Origin of the sequence: Enterobacter sp. TMH.L2 (assembly GCF_050847315.1) — a bacterium.
Classification (GTDB): Bacteria; Pseudomonadota; Gammaproteobacteria; order Enterobacterales; family Enterobacteriaceae; genus Cedecea.
The window spans coordinates 2,966,563-2,987,051 of record NZ_CP193791.1; the positions used below are offsets into that span (position 1 = coordinate 2,966,563).

At 55.8% G+C, this 20,489-nt stretch carries 21 protein-coding genes; 2 read left to right on the forward strand and 19 right to left on the reverse strand.

Annotation, left to right across the window (positions count from 1 at the left end; all coding sequences use genetic code 11):
• Positions 1–91: 91 nt before the first annotated feature.
• A complete protein-coding gene (gene iutA / locus ACREYP_RS14305) occupies positions 92–2,293 on the forward strand; it encodes a ferric aerobactin receptor IutA (RefSeq protein ID WP_008453436.1) in 2,202 nt (733 codons plus the stop codon).
• Positions 2,294–2,423: 130 nt separating this feature from the next.
• A complete protein-coding gene (locus ACREYP_RS14310) occupies positions 2,424–3,443 on the forward strand; it encodes a Gfo/Idh/MocA family oxidoreductase (RefSeq protein WP_336817758.1) in 1,020 nt (339 codons plus the stop codon).
• Positions 3,444–3,490: 47 nt separating this feature from the next.
• On the opposite strand, the gene ACREYP_RS14315 is transcribed toward ACREYP_RS14310, so the two are convergent.
• The 19 genes from ACREYP_RS14315 to ACREYP_RS14405 all read right to left on the reverse strand — a co-directional run bounded on the left by ACREYP_RS14315 (position 3,491) and on the right by ACREYP_RS14405 (position 20,484).
• Complete coding sequence (locus ACREYP_RS14315) at positions 3,491–4,027, reverse strand: glycine zipper 2TM domain-containing protein (RefSeq protein WP_008453441.1); 537 nt, start codon at positions 4,025–4,027, stop codon at positions 3,491–3,493.
• 212 nt (positions 4,028–4,239) lie between these two features.
• Entirely contained in the window at positions 4,240–5,544 is a 1,305-nt protein-coding gene (locus ACREYP_RS14320; protein ID WP_008453443.1) for an NAD(P)/FAD-dependent oxidoreductase, read from the reverse strand.
• Between the two features lie 328 nt (positions 5,545–5,872).
• On the reverse strand, positions 5,873–6,415 hold the full coding sequence (gene ycfP, locus ACREYP_RS14325; protein ID WP_008453447.1) for an alpha/beta hydrolase YcfP: 543 nt from the start codon (positions 6,413–6,415) through the stop codon (positions 5,873–5,875).
• Positions 6,416–6,436: 21 nt separating this feature from the next.
• Positions 6,437–7,459, reverse strand: coding sequence for a beta-N-acetylhexosaminidase (gene nagZ / locus ACREYP_RS14330; RefSeq protein ID WP_008453449.1), 1,023 nt, complete (start codon positions 7,457–7,459; stop codon positions 6,437–6,439).
• A complete protein-coding gene (gene thiK, locus ACREYP_RS14335) occupies positions 7,447–8,307 on the reverse strand; it encodes a protein kinase family protein (RefSeq protein ID WP_498880951.1) in 861 nt (286 codons plus the stop codon). Before thiK ends, nagZ begins: the two co-directional genes overlap by 13 nt.
• On the reverse strand, positions 8,285–8,926 hold the full coding sequence (gene lpoB, locus ACREYP_RS14340) for a penicillin-binding protein activator LpoB (RefSeq protein WP_008453453.1): 642 nt from the start codon (positions 8,924–8,926) through the stop codon (positions 8,285–8,287). The genes thiK and lpoB overlap by 23 nt, the downstream gene beginning before the upstream one ends.
• Entirely contained in the window at positions 8,923–9,306 is a 384-nt protein-coding gene (locus tag ACREYP_RS14345) for a YcfL family putative periplasmic lipoprotein (protein WP_336817760.1), read from the reverse strand. The genes lpoB and ACREYP_RS14345 overlap by 4 nt, the downstream gene beginning before the upstream one ends.
• 4 nt (positions 9,307–9,310) lie before the next feature.
• Entirely contained in the window at positions 9,311–9,667 is a 357-nt protein-coding gene (gene hinT / locus ACREYP_RS14350; RefSeq protein ID WP_008453457.1) for a purine nucleoside phosphoramidase, read from the reverse strand.
• Between the two features lie 332 nt (positions 9,668–9,999).
• Complete coding sequence (gene ptsG / locus ACREYP_RS14355) at positions 10,000–11,433, reverse strand: PTS glucose transporter subunit IIBC (protein WP_008453459.1); 1,434 nt, start codon at positions 11,431–11,433, stop codon at positions 10,000–10,002.
• A 301-nt stretch (positions 11,434–11,734) separates the two neighbouring features.
• On the reverse strand, positions 11,735–12,529 hold the full coding sequence (locus ACREYP_RS14360) for a metal-dependent hydrolase (RefSeq protein WP_008453460.1): 795 nt from the start codon (positions 12,527–12,529) through the stop codon (positions 11,735–11,737).
• A 10-nt stretch (positions 12,530–12,539) separates the two neighbouring features.
• Positions 12,540–13,547, reverse strand: coding sequence for a DNA polymerase III subunit delta' (holB, locus tag ACREYP_RS14365; protein WP_336817761.1), 1,008 nt, complete (start codon positions 13,545–13,547; stop codon positions 12,540–12,542).
• Complete coding sequence (gene tmk, locus ACREYP_RS14370) at positions 13,547–14,185, reverse strand: dTMP kinase (protein ID WP_008453462.1); 639 nt, start codon at positions 14,183–14,185, stop codon at positions 13,547–13,549. Before tmk ends, holB begins: the two co-directional genes overlap by 1 nt.
• Positions 14,175–15,197 carry a cell division protein YceG gene (yceG, locus tag ACREYP_RS14375; protein ID WP_166993764.1) on the reverse strand — a complete coding sequence of 341 codons (1,023 nt, stop codon included), beginning with the start codon at positions 15,195–15,197 and terminating at the stop codon, positions 14,175–14,177. Before yceG ends, tmk begins: the two co-directional genes overlap by 11 nt.
• A 10-nt stretch (positions 15,198–15,207) precedes the next feature.
• Complete coding sequence (gene pabC / locus ACREYP_RS14380; protein WP_336817762.1) at positions 15,208–16,008, reverse strand: aminodeoxychorismate lyase; 801 nt, start codon at positions 16,006–16,008, stop codon at positions 15,208–15,210.
• Between the two features lie 109 nt (positions 16,009–16,117).
• Positions 16,118–17,359: a beta-ketoacyl-ACP synthase II gene (gene fabF, locus ACREYP_RS14385; protein WP_008453465.1), complete on the reverse strand. Its 1,242-nt coding sequence runs from the start codon at positions 17,357–17,359 to the stop codon at positions 16,118–16,120.
• A gap of 85 nt (positions 17,360–17,444) precedes the next feature.
• Positions 17,445–17,681, reverse strand: a complete 237-nt coding sequence (gene acpP, locus ACREYP_RS14390; RefSeq protein ID WP_004157115.1) for an acyl carrier protein — start codon at positions 17,679–17,681, stop codon at positions 17,445–17,447.
• A 154-nt stretch (positions 17,682–17,835) separates the two neighbouring features.
• Positions 17,836–18,570 carry a 3-oxoacyl-ACP reductase FabG gene (gene fabG / locus ACREYP_RS14395; protein ID WP_008453466.1) on the reverse strand — a complete coding sequence of 245 codons (735 nt, stop codon included), beginning with the start codon at positions 18,568–18,570 and terminating at the stop codon, positions 17,836–17,838.
• Positions 18,571–18,583: 13 nt separating this feature from the next.
• On the reverse strand, positions 18,584–19,513 hold the full coding sequence (fabD, locus tag ACREYP_RS14400) for an ACP S-malonyltransferase (protein ID WP_166993758.1): 930 nt from the start codon (positions 19,511–19,513) through the stop codon (positions 18,584–18,586).
• A 17-nt stretch (positions 19,514–19,530) separates the two neighbouring features.
• A complete protein-coding gene (locus tag ACREYP_RS14405) occupies positions 19,531–20,484 on the reverse strand; it encodes a beta-ketoacyl-ACP synthase III (protein ID WP_039291889.1) in 954 nt (317 codons plus the stop codon).
• Between the last annotated feature and the right edge of the window lie 5 nt (positions 20,485–20,489).

The window sequence follows — 20,489 nt, forward strand, 5'->3', positions numbered from 1 at the left end:
ACGGGGGTAACCGTTAACCCCGCGTCAAATTGAAGAATGACGAGGACACAGCATATTTGGGCCGATGTTTGTCAGCCCGTATGAAGGAACAATGATGATAACCAAAAAGCAAACGCTTTGGGCGCTCAATCCGTTACTGCTCGCCATGATGGCGCCGGCAGTGGCACAGCAAACCAGTGACGAGACGATGGTGGTTTCCGCCAACCGCAGCAACCGCACCGTCGCCGAGATGGCCCAAACCACCTGGGTGATCGAGAAAGCCGAACTGGAGCAGCAGATCCAGGGCGGCAAAGAGTTTAAAGATGCGCTGGCCCAGCTGATCCCCGGCCTCGACGTCAGCAGCCAGAGCCGTACCAACTACGGCATGAACGTCCGTGGTCGCCCGCTGGTCGTGCTGGTTGACGGCGTGCGTCTCAACTCTTCCCGTACCGACAGTCGCCAGCTGGACTCTATCGATCCGTTCAACATCGATCATATTGAAGTCATTTCCGGCGCGACCGCCCTGTACGGCGGCGGCAGTACCGGCGGTCTGATTAATATCGTGACCAAAAAAGGCCAGAAGGATACACAGGTAGAGTTTGAGACCGGGATCAAGAGCGGCTTTAACAGCAGTAAAGATCACGATGAGCGCGTCGCCAGTGCCATTTCCGGCGGGAACGACCATATTTCTGGCCGTGCGTCAGTGGCCTATCAGAAATTCGGCGGCTGGTTTGACGGCAACGGTGATGCCACCCTGCTCGACAACACCCAGACCGGGTTACAGTATTCCGACCGCCTGGACGTGATGGGTACCGGCACGCTGAATATCGATGAAAACCAGCAGCTGCAGCTCGTTACCCAGTATTACAAAAGTAAGGGCGACGACGACTACGGCCTGAACCTCGGGAAAAACTTCTCTGCCATCAGCGGGACAAGCAGCCCGTACGTGAGCAAAGGACTGAACTCTGACCGTGTTCCGGGCACAGAGCGCCACCTGATCAGCATGCAGTATTCCAACAGCGACTTCCTCGGTCAGGAGCTGGTGGGCCAGGTTTACTACCGCGATGAATCGCTGCTGTTCTATCCGTTCCCGACGGTAAACGCCAACAAAAAAGCCACGGCGTTCTCCTCTTCCCAGCAGGATACTAATCAGTACGGCGCGAAGCTGACGCTGAACAGCAAGCCGCTCGACGGCTGGCAGCTGACCTACGGCCTGGACGCGGACCACGAACGCTTCACCTCCAACCAGATGTTCTTCGATTTGGCACAGGCCAGCGCCTCCGGTGGCCTGAACAACCAGAAAATCTATACAACCGGACGTTACCCGGCGTATGACATCAGCAACATGGCGGCGTTCCTGCAGTCCAGCTATGACATCAACGAGATCTTTACCCTGAGCGGCGGCGTGCGTTACCAGTACACCGAGAACAAGATTGATGATTTCATCGGCTACGCGCAGCAGCAGCAAATCGCGGCCGGCACGGCAAAATCTGCTGACGCCATTCCTGGCGGCTCCACCGACTACGACAACTTCCTGTTCAACGCCGGCCTGCTGATGCACATCACCGAGCGCCAACAGGCCTGGCTGAATTTCTCCCAGGGCGTAGAGTTGCCGGATCCGGGTAAATACTACGGCCGTGGCACCTATGGCGCGGCGGTTAACGGCCACCTGCCGCTGACCAACAGCGTCAACGTCGGCGCGAGCAAGCTGCAGGGCGTGAAGGTTGATTCCTACGAACTGGGCTGGCGCTACACCGGCGACAGCCTGCGCACGCAGATTGCCGCCTACTACTCGCTGTCCGATAAGAGCGTGCTGGCGAATAAAGACCTGACCATCAGCGTTGTTGACGACAAGCGCCGTATTTACGGCGTGGAAGGCGCGGTGGACTACTTTATTCCGGACACCAACTGGAGCACTGGCGCTAACTTCAACGTCTTAAAAACCGAGTCAAAAGTTAACGGCAGCTGGCAGAAATATGACGTGAAAGTCGCCAGCCCGTCGAAAGCGACCGCCTATATTGGCTGGGCACCAGATCCGTGGAGCCTTCGCGTGCAGAGCACAACGTCGTTTAACGTAAGCGACGCGGCAGGCTACAGCATCGACGGTTACACCACTGTTGATTTACTGGGCAGCTACGAGCTTCCGGTGGGTAAACTCAGCTTTAGCGTCGAAAACGTCTTTGACCGTGATTACACCACCGTTTGGGGCCAGCGTGCGCCACTGTACTACAGCCCGGGCTACGGCCCTGCTTCGCTGTATGACTACAAAGGCCGTGGTCGCACCTTCGGCATGAACTACTCTGTGCTGTTCTAAGCCTCTTCCTTGCCCGGCAGTTGCCGGGCAAGTTCACACGCTTACCCTTCCTAACAGTTTATCCCTCGACCCGCGTAAAATAGTCTTTTAAAAATAAGGGATATTTTCCTCTCTTATGACCGGAGACGATATGCAAGTTGGGTTTATTGGCGTGGGCAGCGTAATAGAAACGGCTTACCTGCCAGCTATTCAGCGACTCGCCCGGCGCGATGTGGTTTGCTATGGGTTTGATCCCGCCCCACGCTACCGCTCTGATGCCATCACGCTTCTCCCCTCCCTAACCCAGCTTCTGGCGCTGCCGCTTGACCTGGTGTTTATCACCACGTCATCGCTCCAGCATTGGCCGATCCTGAAGCTGGTGCTACAGCAAAGTTCGCTCCCCGTCGTAGTGGAAAAACCCGTCGCGGCAACGCTACAGCAGTTGGACGAACTGACATCATTCCTGAGCGATCCGGCCATTGCCGCGCGGGTGCTCGCCCTGGATCACTGGATGGTGAGAACCGATGCGGCACGTTTTATCGACCGCCTCGAAGATATCGACCGTATCGAGGGATTCCTGCTGGAGCCCAGCGGGTTTAATGCCGCCGGAGAGCCGATTGCGCTGAATTTTGCCACCGGCGAGCCTGATACTCGTGCGCTGCACCACCCGGACGGCGTTATCGTGGACATCGGCACGCATGTGCTGGCGATGATGCGCGAAACGCTGATGCAGGCGGGCGCTGACGAAGCGCTGGAGCTGGAGTTGCTGCTTGCCAAAGACCGGCTCGGCAACGGCATTGTGCCCGGCGATGTCACCACGGCAGAGGGCCAGGCGCTGCTGCGCGGGGAAATGGGCGGCATCCCCTGCGTGCTGCAGCTGAACAAATATGCCGGGCCCGCCGGGGGGCAAAAAGGTATTAATATCGTGCTGAAAGATGGCAGAGTGATTGCCGTCGACAGACGCGGGGTAAATGAAACCCTGAGCGTTGACGACGAGGTAAAACTGGATATCAGCGGGCCGCTGTACGACCGCTGCCTCGGAGAGGTCATTTTTGCCGGTAAAACACTGTTTGAGCAGGCTCCTGAGACGATTCCCGCCTTAACCCGCCGCAGAATTCAGGAAGTCAGGGTCTTATTGACGCTGCAGCAAACGCTGCGCGGCGAGCACTAGAAACACAAAACCCGCCGAAAGGCGGGTTTATATTTTAAGACTCGGCATCAGGCTTTGTTCAGCACCAGCTGGCCTTTGCTGTCCAGCGGGATCTGAGTGCCAGGGTCTTTATCCATGCGGATTTTGCCCTGCTGATCGCCGATTTTGTAGGTCACATCATAACCGAGCATTTTTTCTGATTTGTCATACACAGTCTTGCAGCGCTGCTGGGTGGTGGTGTAGGTATCCCCCTCCTGCATCGCGCCCTGCACCTGGTTCCCGGCGTAGCCGCCGCCCAGCGCGCCCACGACCGTGGCAACATCCTTCCCGCGTCCACCGCCAAACTGATGACCAAGGACGCCCCCGGCCACCGCGCCCAGAGCAGAACCTAAAATACGGTTCTCATCCTGAACAGGTTTGCGGTGCGTCACGGCCACATTGCGGCACTCCTGACGCGGTGTTTTAACCGTTTCCTTGATTGGCGTCGCTGACACCACCTGTGCATACTGGGGACCACGGTCAAACACGTTCAAACTGGCTACCGCAGCCACGCCCAGCGCAGCGGCCACGCCAATACCTATACCCGCTAACATTGATTTATTCACAGGACATCCTCCTGACCTTGTTGTTAACCTAATTTTGCACTGCAGTGACAATATTGAGAAATCAGACAACGGATCAAAAGTGCGGGATCGTGCGGTGAAAACGTGTGTTTAAGACAACTCCGAGCAATCCGCCAGGAATATGCCGAATGTTATGCTGCTTCCCGGCAATAAAAAACCCGGCACGGGGGCCGGGTTTCGGAAGGAAATAAAACTTAGTGCAGCTTCAGGCGTGGACGAATCACGCGGTTGATGCTGCCCACCAGCATCATCAGGCCAGTTTTGAAATAACCGTGCAGCGCAATCTGGTGCATACGGTACAGGGAGATGTACACGAAGCGGGCGATGCGGCCTTCCACCATCATCGAGCCGCGCATCAGGTTACCCATCAGGCTGCCCACGGTGGAGAATTTGGACAATGAAACCAGCGAGCCGTGATCTTTATAGCTGTAAGCTTTGAGCGGCTGGCCTTTCATCTGCGCAAGGATGTTCGTCAGCGCGCGGGAAGCCATCTGGTGCGCGGCCTGAGCGCGAGGAGGCACGAAACCACCTTCCGGGCGAGCGCAGGATGCACAGTCGCCGATAGCATAGATATCCGGGTCGCGCGTGGTCTGCAGCGTTGGCTCAACCACCAGCTGGTTAATGCGGTTAGTTTCAAGGCCGCCGATATCTTTCATGAAGTCTGGCGCTTTAATGCCCGCCGCCCAGACCATCAGATCCGCTTCGATGAACTCGCCGTCTTTGGTGTTCAGGCCATGCGCTTCGGCACTGGTCACCATGGTTTGCGTCAGCACGCGAACGCCAAGCTTGGTCAGTTCGCTGTGCGCGGCGGCAGAAATGCGCGGCGGCAGCGCAGGCAGAATGCGCTCCCCGGCTTCCACCAGCGTGACGTTCAGCGCTTCGTTGGTCAGCCCTTTGTAGCCGTAGCTGTGCAGCTGCTTAACGGCGTTATGCAGCTCAGCTGACAGCTCAACGCCCGTCGCGCCACCACCAACGATAGCGATGTTAACCTTGCCGCTTGCGCCGAGGTTGGCGGAGTATTTCAGGAACAGGTTTAGCATCTCGGAATGGAAACGACGCGCCTGATGCGGGTTGTCGAGGAAGATGCAGTTCTCTTTCACGCCAGGGGTGTTGAAGTCGTTGGAGGTGCTCCCCAGCGCCATCACCAGCGTGTCGTATGGCAGCTTGCGCTCAGGCACCAGCAGCTCGCCCTTTTCATCGCGCAGTTCGGCGATGGTCAGCGTTTTGCTTTCGCGGTTGATATCCACCACGGAACCCAGCTGGAACTGGAAATGATGATTGCGCGCGTGGGCCAGGTAGCTCAGCGCATCCACGCCTTCATCCAGCGAACCGGTAGCCACTTCATGCAGCAGCGGTTTCCACAGGTGGCTGTGGTTACGGTCGACGAGCGTAATTTTGGCTTTTTTGCCACGCCCCAGTTTTTTACCCAACTGAGTCGCCAGCTCCAGACCACCAGCGCCGCCGCCAACAATCACTATTTTTTTCAATGGTGTAGTCAACTTGACCCCCTAAAATATTAACCAATTGTTAATTAAAAGTTATCTAAATAACCTTTAATTAACAAAGGGTTACTGCACGTTTAACGCCAAACTTTATCGAGAATAACATGAAGGGTGCATTGGTCATACCAAAATTGATGTACATCAATTTTTATGCCGAAAAGATAAACAAAAAGGCCAGCGCGAGGCTGGCCATGACATTTTCCCTAAATAATTCGAGTTGCAGGACGGCGGCAAAGCTGAGAAACCCCAGGAGCATAGCTAACTATGTGACTGGGGTGAGCAGGTGCAGCCAACACACCTGCGGCTTAAAGTATGACGGGAAAATTTAGCCCAGGGTTTTAAAGGCTTTAATGCGTTGCAAATGCCGGGAGATATTTTTGAATTTGTGGGTTTGCTGCTCGTCCCAGACGATTTCATAGTAGTGATGCAGCGCTTCAGCCGTGCGCCGGTTGTCCAGCGCTTCGTCGTTGCGCGAGAGAATAGCCAGGCAGCGATCGCGGTTCTTCTCACGGAAGTTTGGCACGCACTTGGTGGTGATATCCGCGTACTCTTCCGGCCTGTCGATCTTCCCTTCCATGTTTTCATGGGGGTAAAGGTTCGGGTTAAAAATAACCTGCCGCATATCGCAGAGAAAACCAATGCGCTCCGCCCAGAATCCGCCGAGACCCACGCCGCAAATTAAGGGACGTTCGTCGTCGGTAAGCTGCTGCATCTTGTCGACTTCCTTCAGCAGATGCTGCATGTCGTGCTTCGGATGCAGCGTGCTGTAGCTGATCAGCCGCACGTCGGGATCGATAAACTGAAGCTGCAGCACTTTTTCATGGTTTCCGGGACTGTTTGAGTCAAAACCGTGCAAATAGATTATCATGGCATCCTCATTACCTGAATATTAGCCCGCCTTATGCGCCTGCCACTGCTCGTGCAGCGCTTCCAGCTGCTGGTTCACCTGCTTCCAGCGATCGGATGAACGCAGCTCATCGCGGGTAAATGACCCTTTATGATACAAACCTGTAACACGCTCTGCTTTGACCGGCGACAGGTTATCAAGCACGCTCACCGCCCCTTTACGATTATTGCAGACGAGGATCATATCGCAACCGGCGTCCAGCGATGCCTGACCGCGTTCGGCATAACTGCCCATGATAGCCGCGCCTTCCATCGACAAATCATCGGAGAAAATCACACCATTAAAGCCCAGTTCGCCGCGCAGGACCGTTTTTAGCCAATACTCAGAGCCGCTAGCCGGACGCGGATCGACTTCATCATAGATAACGTGGGCAGGCATGATGGCATCCAGCTTATTCTCGCGAATCAGTGAGGCAAAAATGCGCATGTCATGCTCGCGGATTTCCGCCTTCGGGCGCGGGTCGTGCGGGGTTTCTTTGTGCGAGTCGGCGGTGACCGCCCCGTGGCCAGGGAAGTGTTTACCGGTGGTTTTCATGCCCGCAGCATGCATCCCGTCGATAAAACGCGTGGCCATTGCCAGCGCTTTGGCCGGATCTTCATGGTAAGAACGTTCCCCAATGGCCGCGCTGATGTGCCCGATATCCAGCACCGGCGCAAAGCTGATGTCGATATCCATGGCGATCATTTCGCTCGCCATCAGCCAGCCAGCTTCAGCCGCCAGCTTGCCGCCCTCTTCCAGGCCGCGGAGTGCCGCAAAAGATTGTGCCGCAGGCAGACGGGTAAACCCTTCGCGGAAGCGCTGCACGCGGCCGCCTTCCTGATCGACGGCAACAACCAGACGATGGTGCGAAGCTTCACGGATCTGGCGCACCAGTTCACGTAGCTGCTCCGGGTCGTGGTAGTTGCGGGTAAAAAGAATCAAACCGCCCACCAGCGGGTGCTGCAAAATTTCACGCTCTTCCGCATCCAGCTCAAAGCCGGCCACATCCAACATTACTGGGCCCACAATACTCTCTCCTGATGTTTGCTCGCCCGCAGCGCGCGCCACGCGTCGTCTGCCAGCGTAATAAAATGTTGCTCCCCGGTTTGCCGCCAGCGGCATTCATACCAGGACGCCATAAGTAACGCTATCCACGGCCGCCAGCACGCAACCTGGCGATTGAGGACGTCGAGGCTGAGTGAAGCCTGGGCAGCATACAACTCCAGCAGCGCTTTACTGTCGACGGTGTTTGCCGCCAGCACGGCGGCCAGCTCCAGCGCAATATCGCCATCCCCGGCGTATTCCCAGTCAATAAGCCCCAGGCGATTGCCCGGTTGCCGCACCAGATTTCCCGCGTGAACATCCATATGCAGAGGGGCCAGCCGCAGAGGCCTGGGCTCCCTACGCCGCTTCAGGCGCTTTAATTCACGCAGCCAGGTCAGGGTTCGCCTGTTTGGGTCGCTTTCCTGCCAGTAAAACTCAAGCAGCGGAACCAGGCTTATGCGCCAGCCGAACGGTTTCTGCCGATGAAGATAATACAATAAGCCCGTTAATTCAGTGAGCGGGGCCAGGTTCGGCAAAACCTCGCCGTCAAGCCAGCGGGTGAACAGCCAGCCTTCCGCCAGACACCAGGGCTCGGGCGCGATGCCGACGGGCAACTGCCTGAGCGCGCGATGATGCCGCCGAAGGGAAATCCCCGGCAAGCGCTGTTCGGGCAGCTTTCTTGCCGTAAAGCTGCCGGCTTCTGTCTCTACGCGGTAGCTTGTGCCGCTCAGTCCCTCGAGCGCAGAAACACAACCGGCGGCCTGAGCCGCCGGAAGGTATCGAGTCACTGCCGCATCGAGCGATGCTTTAGTTGGTTTGCTGAACAGCACCGCTACCCGACCAGATGATTTCGCCAGTTTGCACCAGCATCAGCTGCATTTTCAGCGTGGGCGTGTTCACGTTGCCGCTGGCGTTGGTGTAAAGCACGTACTGGGCGCCGGTGTTACGCGCAATGCCAATCGCTTTGCTTCGCGTACCTAAGCTGTCCTGCGGGGAAAGCCCAAGCTGCTGCTTAGCCATCGAGAGCTGCTGCGCAGAAACCAGCGTGAACTTGTTGTTGTTGGCCAGCGCGCCGCGCAAGGCTTCAGTCGCGCTGCTGGTTTGCAGGCTGCCATTGGTGCGGTTGTTGACGCTGTCCACCAGCAACACGCTACCCGGCGTCACGCCATCCGCCTGCAGCATTTTGCTGACCATCGGCTGCATGGCACTGTTCCAGTCATAGGTGCGAACCTTAGGCTGAGGCGGAATAGTAGGCTCTGGTTGTTCCACAGGGCCAGGCTGCGTCGGCACGGTCGGTACCGTTGGCACGGTAGGCTCCGGCTGAGCAGGCTGCTCTGTGCCAGGTTTAACTTCTTCTACCGGGGCAGGCTGTTCGCCGCGATTAATACACCCGGTCAGGATCAGCGCCACCGCAGTGACGGCCAGATAACGATGAAGTCCCCTAATCAAAATTCGCTCCTTACAGAGAGAGAAAGACGTACTTTTTTGGCTCCCGGCCAGGCTGCAGTCGAGTCAATACGCTGCGAAGACTGCCCCGGGAGGGTAACGGTACGCACTTGCTCAAGCGGGTGGATTTCCAGCCCTTTTTTGTCGTACCAGTAGAAACGGTAGTACAGCGTGACCGGCTTATGCTGCTCATTATACAGCGATGATTCGGCCACCGTGGCACCATTCTGTTGAGAGATATCCGGTTTTTCCGCGCTAATCCCGGCCGCCAGCACCGCAGATTCCATGACCAGGGTTTGATCGTTGTTCACCGGAATGGCGGGGCTAGAGCTACAGCCCGCCACCATCAGCAGCGCTAACAGACTCAGGGAAAAGCGCGACATAGGATCAGTCCTTATGCGCCAGCATTGGGCCAAGCGGACGGCCACCCAGCAGGTGCATGTGAATATGGTACACCTCTTGCCCACCGTGTCGGTTGCAGTTCATGATCAGGCGGTAGCCGTCAGCGGCAATCCCTTCCTGTTCTGCAATTTTAGCTGCAACGGTCATCATCCGCCCCAGCGCAAGCTCGTGTTCAGCTTTAACGTCATTGGCCGTTGGGATAAGCACGTTTGGAATGATGAGGATGTGGGTGGGTGCCTGAGGGGAAATATCACGAAACGCGGTGACCAGTTCGTCCTGGTAAACCACATCCGCCGGAATTTCACGACGAATAATTTTACTGAAAATAGTTTCTTCGGCCATGAGCTGTTCCTTGAAGGAGAAAACGGTGTTGGGAGTATGAGCGAGGCGCTCATTTGACTCAACCTTCTGCACGCTTTTCTTTCGTTAAGTGCTGGCCTTTAAAACAAATTCGTCTTTTTTCAGTAACAAAAAAGAGAGGCTTTCGCCTCCCTTTAGACTTCTGATAAACCGCCGTCGAGAGAAGAAATACCAGACGACGCGTCAAAAAACGGGAAAATCAATGCGTTGATTTTCGGCTGATAACCACAAAGCGGGAAAAACCACGCTTTTTCCCTCTTTGTCTGCAACAAAAAAGGGAGGCTTTCGCCTCCCTTATCGCTCCCCGAACAAACTTAGTTGTTACGGATCCACTCATCCATTTCGGTTTTCAGGTTATCGGACTTGGTGCCGAAAATAGCCTGAACGCCGGAACCTGCGACAACCACACCTGCTGCACCCAGTTTTTTCAGGCCAGCCTGGTCAACTTTTGCCACGTCGGCCACGCTAACGCGCAGACGGGTGATACAAGCGTCGAGGTTAGTGATGTTTTCTTTACCGCCGAAAGCGCTAACCAGAGCAGGTGCCATTTCGCTGGTTACGCCAGCGGTGGTTTCTGCGGTGGCGTCTTCACGACCCGGGGTTTTCAGATCCAGTGCCTTAATCAGTACGCGGAAGATGGTGTAGTACACGATCGCGTAGCAGATACCGACAATCGGGAACAGCCACAGTTTGCTGCTGTTACCGCTCAGCACGATGAAGTCAATCAGACCGTGAGAGAAGGACGTCCCGTCACGCATGCCCAGCAGGATACAGATAGGGAATGCCAGACCCGCCAGAATCGCGTGAATGATGTACAGGATCGGGGCCACGAACATGAAGGAGAATTCGATTGGCTCGGTGATACCGGTCAGGAACGAAGTCAGCGCCGCGGAGATCATGATCCCGCCCACTTTTGCACGGTTCTCTGGTTTAGCAGAGTGCCAGATAGCAATGGCCGCAGCCGGCAGGCCGTACATTTTGAACAGGAAGCCGCCGGACAGTTTGCCCGCAGTCGGGTCACCTGCCATGTAGCGAGGGATGTCGCCGTGGAACACCTGGCCCGCAGCGTTGGTGTATTCACCGATCTGCATCTGGAATGGAACGTTCCAGATATGGTGCAGACCAAACGGTACCAGGCAGCGCTCGATGAAGCCATAGATACCGAAGGCAACAACCGGGTTCTGGTATGCAGCCCACTGAGAGAAGGTCTGGATAGCCGTACCGATTGGTGGCCAGATGAAGGACAGCACTACGCCAGTGAAGATAGCCGCCAGACCGGAGATAATCGGTACAAAGCGTTTACCGGCGAAGAAGCCCAGATACTCAGGCAGCTTGATGCGGTAGAAACGGTTGAACATGTATGCCGCAATTGCACCGGAGATAATACCGCCAAGCACGCCGGTATCCGCCAGGTGTTTAGCTGCAATTTCTTCCGCAGGCAGGTGCAGGACCAGAGGCGCGACCACGGCCATGGTTTTCACCATGATGCCATAGGCAACAACCGACGCCAGGGCAGATACGCCATCGTTGTTAGTGAAGCCCAGTGCCACACCGATAGCGAAGATAAGCGGCATGTTGGCGAAGACTGAACCGCCCGCTTCCGCCATAACGTGAGAGACAACGACCGGCAGCCAGCTGAAGTTTGCAGACCCGACGCCCAGCAGGATACCTGCGATAGGCAGTACGGAGACTGGCAGCATCAGCGATTTACCCACCTTTTGCAGGTTAGCAAATGCATTCTTAAACATAATAGAGAGTGCTCCTGAGTATTTGTGCTTTTTTTGTACGCATTTACGCATCGAACCGGGGGGAGAACCGGTTCATAAACAGGACATCTAAGTGTCCTTTTATTTATTACGCAGAGTAAAATAAATAACGAAAACTTTGTTTGACGGCTATCACGTTTCTCAGCCGATCGCGCGAAAAACTTTCATTAATTTACATAACACGCTTACAAATGGTTCAAAACGAGCGTGCACCGCTCATTTTATGGCGGTGCACTTTACTCGCTTAGGCTATTAATTACGAGCTTTAAAATAACTATGAATTTCAGAGAGATTGCAGGCGGGATAAGGGGACGTGGAACAAATCAGCAAAGTTCTGCGTGGTGGCAATAGCCAGTTCTTCCAGCGAAACGCCCTTCAGTACGGCCATATATTCGGCAACATCACGCGTCATAGCAGGCTGGTTTTCTTTCCCGCGATGTGGCACTGGTGCAAGATACGGGGAGTCCGTTTCCACCAGCATTCTGTCCAGCGGGACATAACGCGCGGCGTCACGCAGCTGCTCGGCATTCCGGAAGGTCACTATCCCGGAAAAAGAGATGTAAAACCCCATATCAAGCAGTTTACCCGCCGTTTCTCTGTCTTCCGTGAAACAGTGTAGTACCCCGCCGCACTCTGTCACTTTTTCTTCCTGCAGAATGCTCAGCGTATCGGCGCGGGCATCACGGGTGTGGACGATCACTGGCTTGTTCAGCTCGCGGCCAATACGGATATGGTTCCGGAAAGATTCCTGCTGACGCGGTTTTGTTTCCGGCGTATAGAAGTAATCCAGCCCGGTTTCCCCCATTGCGATAACGCCAGGTTCGGCGGCCAGGCGGCGCAGCTCTTCAACGTCGTACTCTTCATCCTGGTTCAGCGGATGTACGCCACATGAGAAGGCCACGTTGTTACGCTCCCCGACCAGCTCACGCATTCCCCGATAACCGTCAAGGGTAGTCGCCACAGCCAGGCAAAACTTCACGTCCCTGGCGGCCGCTTTTTCCAGAACGTCATCAACGTTTTTGTGCAGGGATTGATAATCCAGGCCATCGAGATGGCAGTGTGAGTCGACCAGAAACATAGTAATACTCTTAGAGATGATGTGAGTGAAGCAGTGCGCCGGGCTGAGCCAGACGCTCCCACGTAAGAAGACTTTCCGTGAGCAGGAGCTCACGGTTAACACCTACCACGTTAAGCAAGGCATCGCGGCAGGTAAACCAGTGGTGAAGCAGGCTTTGCAGCACGGCCGGGGAATAACGCCCGCCGAGGCTTGCCACCAGCGGCTGCATATCCGCGTTGGTGAGCCACGCCCCTGCCCCCTGCTGCCACTTGAGGGCATCAACCAGCAGCGCGCAAAGCCAGTGGACGCGGCGGGCAGCGTCCTCATGGTTTAATGCCGGCAAAAGCGCCAGCAGGTTGTTCGCTTCCCCAGCCTGAGTGAGCTTCTCGCAAAGCTGCTGCCGGGCCTTCCACTGTTCGGGCTGCAAAAGCGCCAGCGCGGCGGCAGGAGCCCCGGAGCTAAGCCGCAGCGAGGCCTGAAGCTCTTCCGCAGAGGCCGTTGTCTCGCGGCCCAGCCATGCCAGAGCAAAACGCTCATCCGGGGGCGCAAGGTGCCAATAAAGGCAACGGCTGCGCAGCGTTGCGGGCAAGTGCGCGGGTTCGCGGCTGCTCAGAAAGAACCAGGTATTTCTTGGCGGCTCTTCCAGCGTTTTCAGCAACGCGTTCGCCGCGGCCTCGGTCAGCAGATCGGCATCTTTCAGCCAGACGACTTTCGCCCCGCCCTGCTGGGCGTGGCCATAAAGCTTCTCGGTGATGTCACGCACGGCATCAATTCCGAGGCTGGATTTGCCTTTTTCTACTTCAAGGGAGTAGCTGTCAGGGTGCGTACCCGCCTGCATCAGCTGGCAGCTATGGCAATGGCCGCAGCTTTTATTGCCTTCCGGGCTTTGGCACATCAGCCAGCGGCACAGGGCGTAGATTAACGCGTCGTCCCCCAGGCCCGGCAGCGCGTGAACCAGCAGCGCATGATGCCCACGCCCGGCCTGATACTGGACGATAAGCTGCTCAAACGCGCCGCGAAGCCACGGATACCATTTCACTATTGCTGCTCCCGGAACCAGCTCAGCACGGCTTCACGCACGGCCAGCGAGACGTCATCCAGCGGCTGCGTTGCGTCGATGGTTTTAATACGGCTGTCGCGGCCTGCCAGTTCCAGATAACGCGCACGTGTGCGGTTAAAGAAGTCGATAGATTCCTGCTCAATGCGGTCAAGTTCACCCCGGGCGCGGGCGCGGGTTAACCCCACTTCAGGCGTCACGTCGAGATAAATCGTCAGGTCAGGATAAAAATCGCCCAGCACGGTGTTGCGCAGCGCCATCAATAACTGCTGGTCAATCTGACGCCCGCCGCCCTGATAGGCCTGGGTAGAGAGATCGTGGCGATCGCCGATGACCCAGCTACCACGCGCCAGGGCCGGTTTGATCACCGTTTCTACCAGTTGAATGCGCGCCGCGTAGAACATCAGCACTTCGGCTTTATCGGTCACCTTCTCATCACCGATCCCGGCATTGTTGAGCGTTAACTCACGCAGGCGCTCGGCTAGCGGAGTGCCACCGGGTTCACGCGTGAAGGTCAGCTCGCTGATACCCAGCTCTTTTAAGGTCGCCACGACCACGTTATGGGCGTTGGTTTTCCCGGCGCCTTCCAGGCCTTCGATGACGATAAATTTACTGTCCATTTTTATCCTTAAGAGCTTTGATATAGACCTGCACCGCCTTGTTATGGCTGGCGAGGTTGGTGCTAAAGGTATGACCACCCTTACCGTCAGCAACAAAATAGAGATACGGCGTTTTTGCCGGGTGCGCCGCCGCTTGCAGAGACGCTTCGCTCGGCACCGCAATCGGGCCCGGCGGCAGGCCGCTAATCACATAGGTGTTATACGGCGTGGGAGTCTCGAGATCTTTGCGCGTTAGCTTACCATTATAGCTGTCGCCCATCCCGTAGATAACGGTGGGGTCGGTTTGCAGGCGCATGCCAATACGCAGGCGGTTAATAAACACCGAGGCGACCTGGTCACGCTCGGCCGCGACCGCTGTTTCTTTTTCGATGATCGAGGCCATGGTCACCAGGTCGTTTTCGGTTTTATAGGGCAAGCCATCAACTTTGCTTTCCCAGGCCTGCGCCACGGCTTTAACCATTTTTTGATGCACGCGCTTAAGCAAAGCAACATCCGTGGTGTGGGCGGTGTACATCCAGGTGTCCGGGTAGAACCAGCCCTCGACCCATTCAGGATGCTCAAATTTCAGCGTCTCCGCCACGGTCGCATAGCTGTCGTCTTTTAGCGTGTGCTGGATGTATGGGGCATCTCGCAGCTGCTCGAGTAAATCGCTCAGGCGCATACCTTCCACAAAACGCAGCGGGAACTGCGCCTCTTTCCCACTGGCCAGCAGTCGGAGCATATCGGTGACCGTCATCCCTGGCGTGAGGCGGTATGTGCCAGCCTTAAATTTGGCCAGATCCGGCTCGACGCGCAGCAGCCACTGGAAAACACGCGGGCGTGTAATCAGTTTCTCTTCATAAAGCTGAGTGCCCAGAGCTAAACGTCCGGTGCCCTGCTTCAGGGTGAAAATGGTTTCCTGTTTGATCGGCAACGGCGCTTTTGCCAGCTGGCGCACCTTCCACATGCCTGCACCGGCGGCGATGCCAAGCACAATCAGCAAAACCAGAAAGAAACGAAACATTTTTTTCATCGGTAATCGGTTACTCACAAAGTGGGGCTAAAAAACAGTAAAGTTCACGCGATGTGTAGTCCCAGTCCTGGGCCTGGTTCACCGGTACAACCGGCATTAGCGCATTGCAAACGATCGCTTCATCCGCATCGGCCAGGGTTTCCAGACCTTCGCTGACCTCATGCAGCCGCCAGGAGGAATCCGTCAGGCACGCAATGATGCGCTGGCGCATCGTGCCATTCACGCCCGCACCGTTAATACAAGGCGTATAAACGTCGTAGCCTTTGCGCCAGAATAAATTAGCCGCACAGCATTCCACCAGGCTCCCCTGACTGTCAAGAACCAGCGCCTCCTGGGCCGCCGTCTGTTCAAGATGCGTACGAATAAGAACCTGTTCAAGCCGGTTAAGATGCTTAAGACCCGCCAGGGAAGGATTAATGCCTATTTTCACAGGACTGAGCGCCAGCCTAATCCCCTGCTCGCGCCAGGCAGGATAAAAGTCAGGGTAAGGCGACAGAGAGAGCATTCGCGTAGGCTGTGTGCAGTTCGATGCGCTGTAACCGCGCCCGCCCGCCCCGCGAGAAATAATCACCTTGAGCACGGCTTTGGTTTCAGAGGTCGCCAGCATGTCCATCTCATCACTGAGCATGGCCCAGTCAACCGGCCCTATCATCAGCGCTTCGCAGGCCTGCTGCAGGCGGCGAAGATGATCTGCCTGAAAGCGAACCCCACCATCAATAACACGGGCGGTAGTAAAGCAGCCGTCGCCAAACTGAATCGCCCGGTCGTTTGCCGGCAGCGTTTTCTGCCACTGACCATTAATAAGATACATAGGGGTTCCTCAGGATACGGAGACACAAGGTTGCCAGAGGGATTTACGGGCGACAAGAGGGGAATTCTGAACAGCAAAAGGGCCCGCAAGCGGGCCCTTTCAGAAACGGTTAGATCTTCTTGAAGATCAACGAACCGTTGGTACCACCGAAACCGAAGGAGTTACACAAAGTATACTCCAGGCCACTTACCTGACGAGCTTCGTGTGGCACGAAGTCCAGGTCACAGCCAACATCCGGGTTATCGAGGTTGATGGTTGGTGGCACGGCCTGATCGCGCAGCGCAAGGATGGAATAGATAGACTCTACCGCACCCGCCGCCCCTAACAGGTGGCCCGTCATCGATTTAGTTGAGCTCACCATCACACGGCTTGCATCGGCACCAAAGATAGACTTAACCGCCTGCGTTTCAGCTTTATCACCTGCCGGTGTAGAGGTACCGTGGGCGTTGACGTAGCCAACCTGCCCTGCAGAAATCCCTGCATCGCGCAGTGCGTTTTCCATCGCCAGCGCAGCACCTGCACCGTTTTCTGGTGGAGAAGTCATGTGGTACGCATCGCTGCTCATACCAAAGCCAACAACTTCTGCATAAATTTTCGCGCCGCGTTTTTTCGCGTGTTCGTACTCTTCCAGTACGATGACCCCTGCGCCGTCGCCCAGTACGAAGCCGTCACGATCTTTATCCCACGGACGGCTTGCCGCTTGCGGATTGTCGTTACGGGTAGACAGTGCGCGCGCCGCGCCAAAACCACCAACGCCCAGCGGGCTACTGGCTTTTTCTGCACCACCTGCCAGCATTGCGTCTGCATCACCATAGGCAATGATACGTGCCGCATGGCCGATGTTGTGTACGCCAGAGGTACAAGCCGTGGCAATGGAAATGCTCGGACCACGCAGACCCAGCATGATGGTCAGGTGACCTGCCACCATATTGACGATGGTTGAAGGCACGAAGAACGGGCTGATTTTACGAGGGCCACCGTTAACTAAAGAAGAGTGGTTCTCTTCAATAAGCGTCAGGCCACCGATACCAGAGCCGATTGCAGCGCCGATGCGGGCCGCGTTTTTTTCCGTTACTTCGAGGCCAGAATCCTGCATGGCCTGAATGCCAGCAACAATTCCATATTGAATGAATTCATCCATCTTGCGCTGATCTTTGCGCGAGATGATGTCTTCACAGTTAAAATCCTTTACTAAGCCAGCAAATTTCGTTGCGTAGGCGCTAGTATCGAAATGGTCGATCAGGCTGATGCCACTCTGACCGGCAAGGAGAGCTTTCCAGGTAGACTCTACGGTATTGCCGACAGGAGACAACATGCCCAGTCCGGTCACAACTACACGACGCTTAGACACGTTTGTCCTCCAGGGAGGGAAAAAATACTAGTGGGACAATTCAGATAAAACTCAGGCGGTCGAATGACCGCCTGGAGATGTTCACTTACGCCTGGTGGCCGTTGATGTAATCAATGGCAGCCTGAACGGTGGTGATTTTCTCAGCTTCTTCGTCCGGAATCTCAGTATCAAACTCTTCTTCCAGAGCCATTACCAGCTCAACGGTGTCAAGAGAATCAGCGCCCAGGTCCTCAACGAAGGAAGCGGTGTTCACTACTTCTTCTTGCTTAACGCCCAGTTGTTCGCCAATGATTTTCTTAACGCGTTCTTCGATAGTGCTCATACTCTTAAATTTCCTATCAAAACTCGCTTTCGCGATGGTTTTCGTAGTGTATAAAATGTTGAAAAAGATGCAACCAAATCCCGGCTGGTCAAACCACGATTTTACGCTATTTTGCGGGCATTCGCCCAAATAACGCAAATATTTTTCACCGTGATTAAACCATATACATTCCGCCGTTGACGTGCAGGGTCTCACCAGAGATGTACCCAGCTTCGTCAGAGGCTAAAAATGCTACTGCACTGGCGATTTCATTTGCGTCGCCTAAGCGACCCGCAGGAACCTGCGCCAGTATACCCGCACGCTGTTCATCAGAGAGCGCACGCGTCATGTCCGTTTCAATAAAGCCCGGAGCAACAACGTTCACAGTAATACCGCGAGACGCGACTTCGCGCGCCAGCGATTTACTGAAGCCAATCAAACCAGCCTTCGCCGCAGCGTAGTTAGCCTGACCAGCATTTCCCATGGTACCAACCACAGAACCGATAGTGATAATACGCCCATGACGCTTTTTCATCATAGCTCGCATTACCGCTTTTGACAGACGGAAAACAGATGACAGGTTAGTTTCGACAATGTCGTTCCACTCGTCTTCTTTCATGCGCATCAGCAGGTTATCGCGAGTGATACCGGCGTTGTTCACCAGAATGTCTACTTCACCAAACTCTTTACGGATGCTGTCCAGCACGGCTTCAATGGAAGCCGGGTCGGTCACGTTCAGCATGAAGCCTTTGCCGTTTTCGCCCAGATAATCGCTGATGGCCTGCGCGCCGCTTTCGCTGGTCGCAGTCCCGATAACTTTTGCCCCGCGAGCCACTAAGGTCTCTGCGATGGCGCGGCCGATACCGCGGCTAGCGCCGGTAACCAGCGCAATTTTTCCTTCAAAACTCATGGTTTTCCTCGTTTTATTGTTCAAGCGCCGCTGACAGCGTTGCAGGCTCATTAATGGCCGTTGCCGTCATGGTGTCAACAATACGTTTGGTCAGCCCGGTCAATACTTTACCCGGACCCACTTCCAGCAGTTGGGAAACGCCCTGTGCCGCCATAAACTCTACGGATTTAGTCCACTGGACCGGGCTATAGAGCTGACGTACCAGCGCGCTACGGATAGCGTCTGCCGCGGTTTCACACTTCACGTCAACGTTGTTCACAACCGGAATTACCGGTGCGTTAAAGGTGATATTTTCCAGCGCTACCGCCAGCTTATCCGCCGCAGGTTTCATTAGTGCGCAGTGGGACGGCACGCTAACCGGCAATGGCAGAGCACGTTTTGCGCCCGCGGCTTTACACGCAGCGCCTGCACGCTCAACGGCTTCTTTGTTACCCGCGATCACAACCTGGCCCGGAGAGTTAAAGTTCACCGGAGAAACAACCTGCCCCTGCGCTGACTCTTCACAGGCTTTGGCAATAGAAGCATCGTCCAGACCGATAATGGCAGACATCGCGCCAGTCCCTTCCGGAACGGCGTCCTGCATCAGCTTGCCGCGCAGCTCAACCAGGCGAACAGCATCGGCGAAATCAATTACGCCAGCACACACCAGCGCGGAATACTCGCCCAGGCTGTGGCCTGCTAACAGCGCAGGTGCTTTACCGCCCTGCTGCTGCCAAACGCGCCACAAAGCGACAGAAGCCGTCAACAGGGCCGGCTGAGTCTGCCAGGTTTTGTTCAGCTCTTCCGCTGGCCCTTGCTGCGTCAGCGTCCACAGGTCATAGCCCAGCGCGTCAGAGGCTTCGCGGAACGTGGCTTCAATCACCGGATAGCTTGCCGCGAGATCGGCCAGCATGCCAACGGACTGGGAACCCTGTCCCGGAAACACCATAGCAAATTGCGTCATGTCGAAAATTCCTTTAATCAAAAACGAACCAGTGCAGAGCCCCAGGTGAAACCGCCCCCGAACGCTTCCAGCAGCACCAGCTGACCGCGTTTAATACGGCCATCGCGTACCGCTTCATCCAGCGCAGCCGGGACGGATGCAGCAGAGGTATTGCCATGGCGATCCAGGGTCACGACGACATTATCCATCGGCATACCGAGCTTCTTCGCGGTCGCGCTGATGATGCGCAGGTTAGCCTGATGCGGTACCAGCCAGTCGAGCGCGGTGCGATCAAGGTTATTCGCAGCCAGGGTTTCGTCGACGATATGAGCCAGTTCGGTCACCGCGACTTTAAACACTTCGTTCCCGGCCATCGTCAGGTGAACTGAATTCTCAGGATTCACGCGATCGACGTTCGGCAGCGTCAGCAGATCGCCATAGCTACCGTCTGCGTGCAGATGGGTAGAAATGATACCAGGCTCTTCAGACGCCCCTAGCACAACGGCGCCCGCGCCGTCGCCAAAAATAATAATGGTACTGCGATCTTCAGGATCGCAGGTACGTGCCAGAACATCGGCCCCGATAACCAGCGCATTCTTCACTGCGCCAGATTTCACGTACTGATCGGCAATGCTTAACGCGTAGGTAAAGCCTGCGCATGCCGCCGCCACATCAAACGCCGGACAGCCTTTAATTCCCAGCATCGCCTGAATCTGACAGGCGGCGCTTGGGAAAGCGTGCGTGGAAGAGGTTGTTGCTACAACAATCAGGCCGATGTCATTTTTATCAATGCCGGCCATGTCCAGTGCATGAAGCGCGGCTTCATAACCCATGGTCGAAACGGTTTCATTCGGGCCCGCAATACGACGCTCGCGAATACCAGTCCGGGTGACAATCCACTCGTCGGTCGTATCAACCATTTTTTCCAGGTCAGCGTTAGTACGCACTTGTTCAGGCAGGAAGCTGCCGGTACCAATAATCTTCGTATGCATTTACG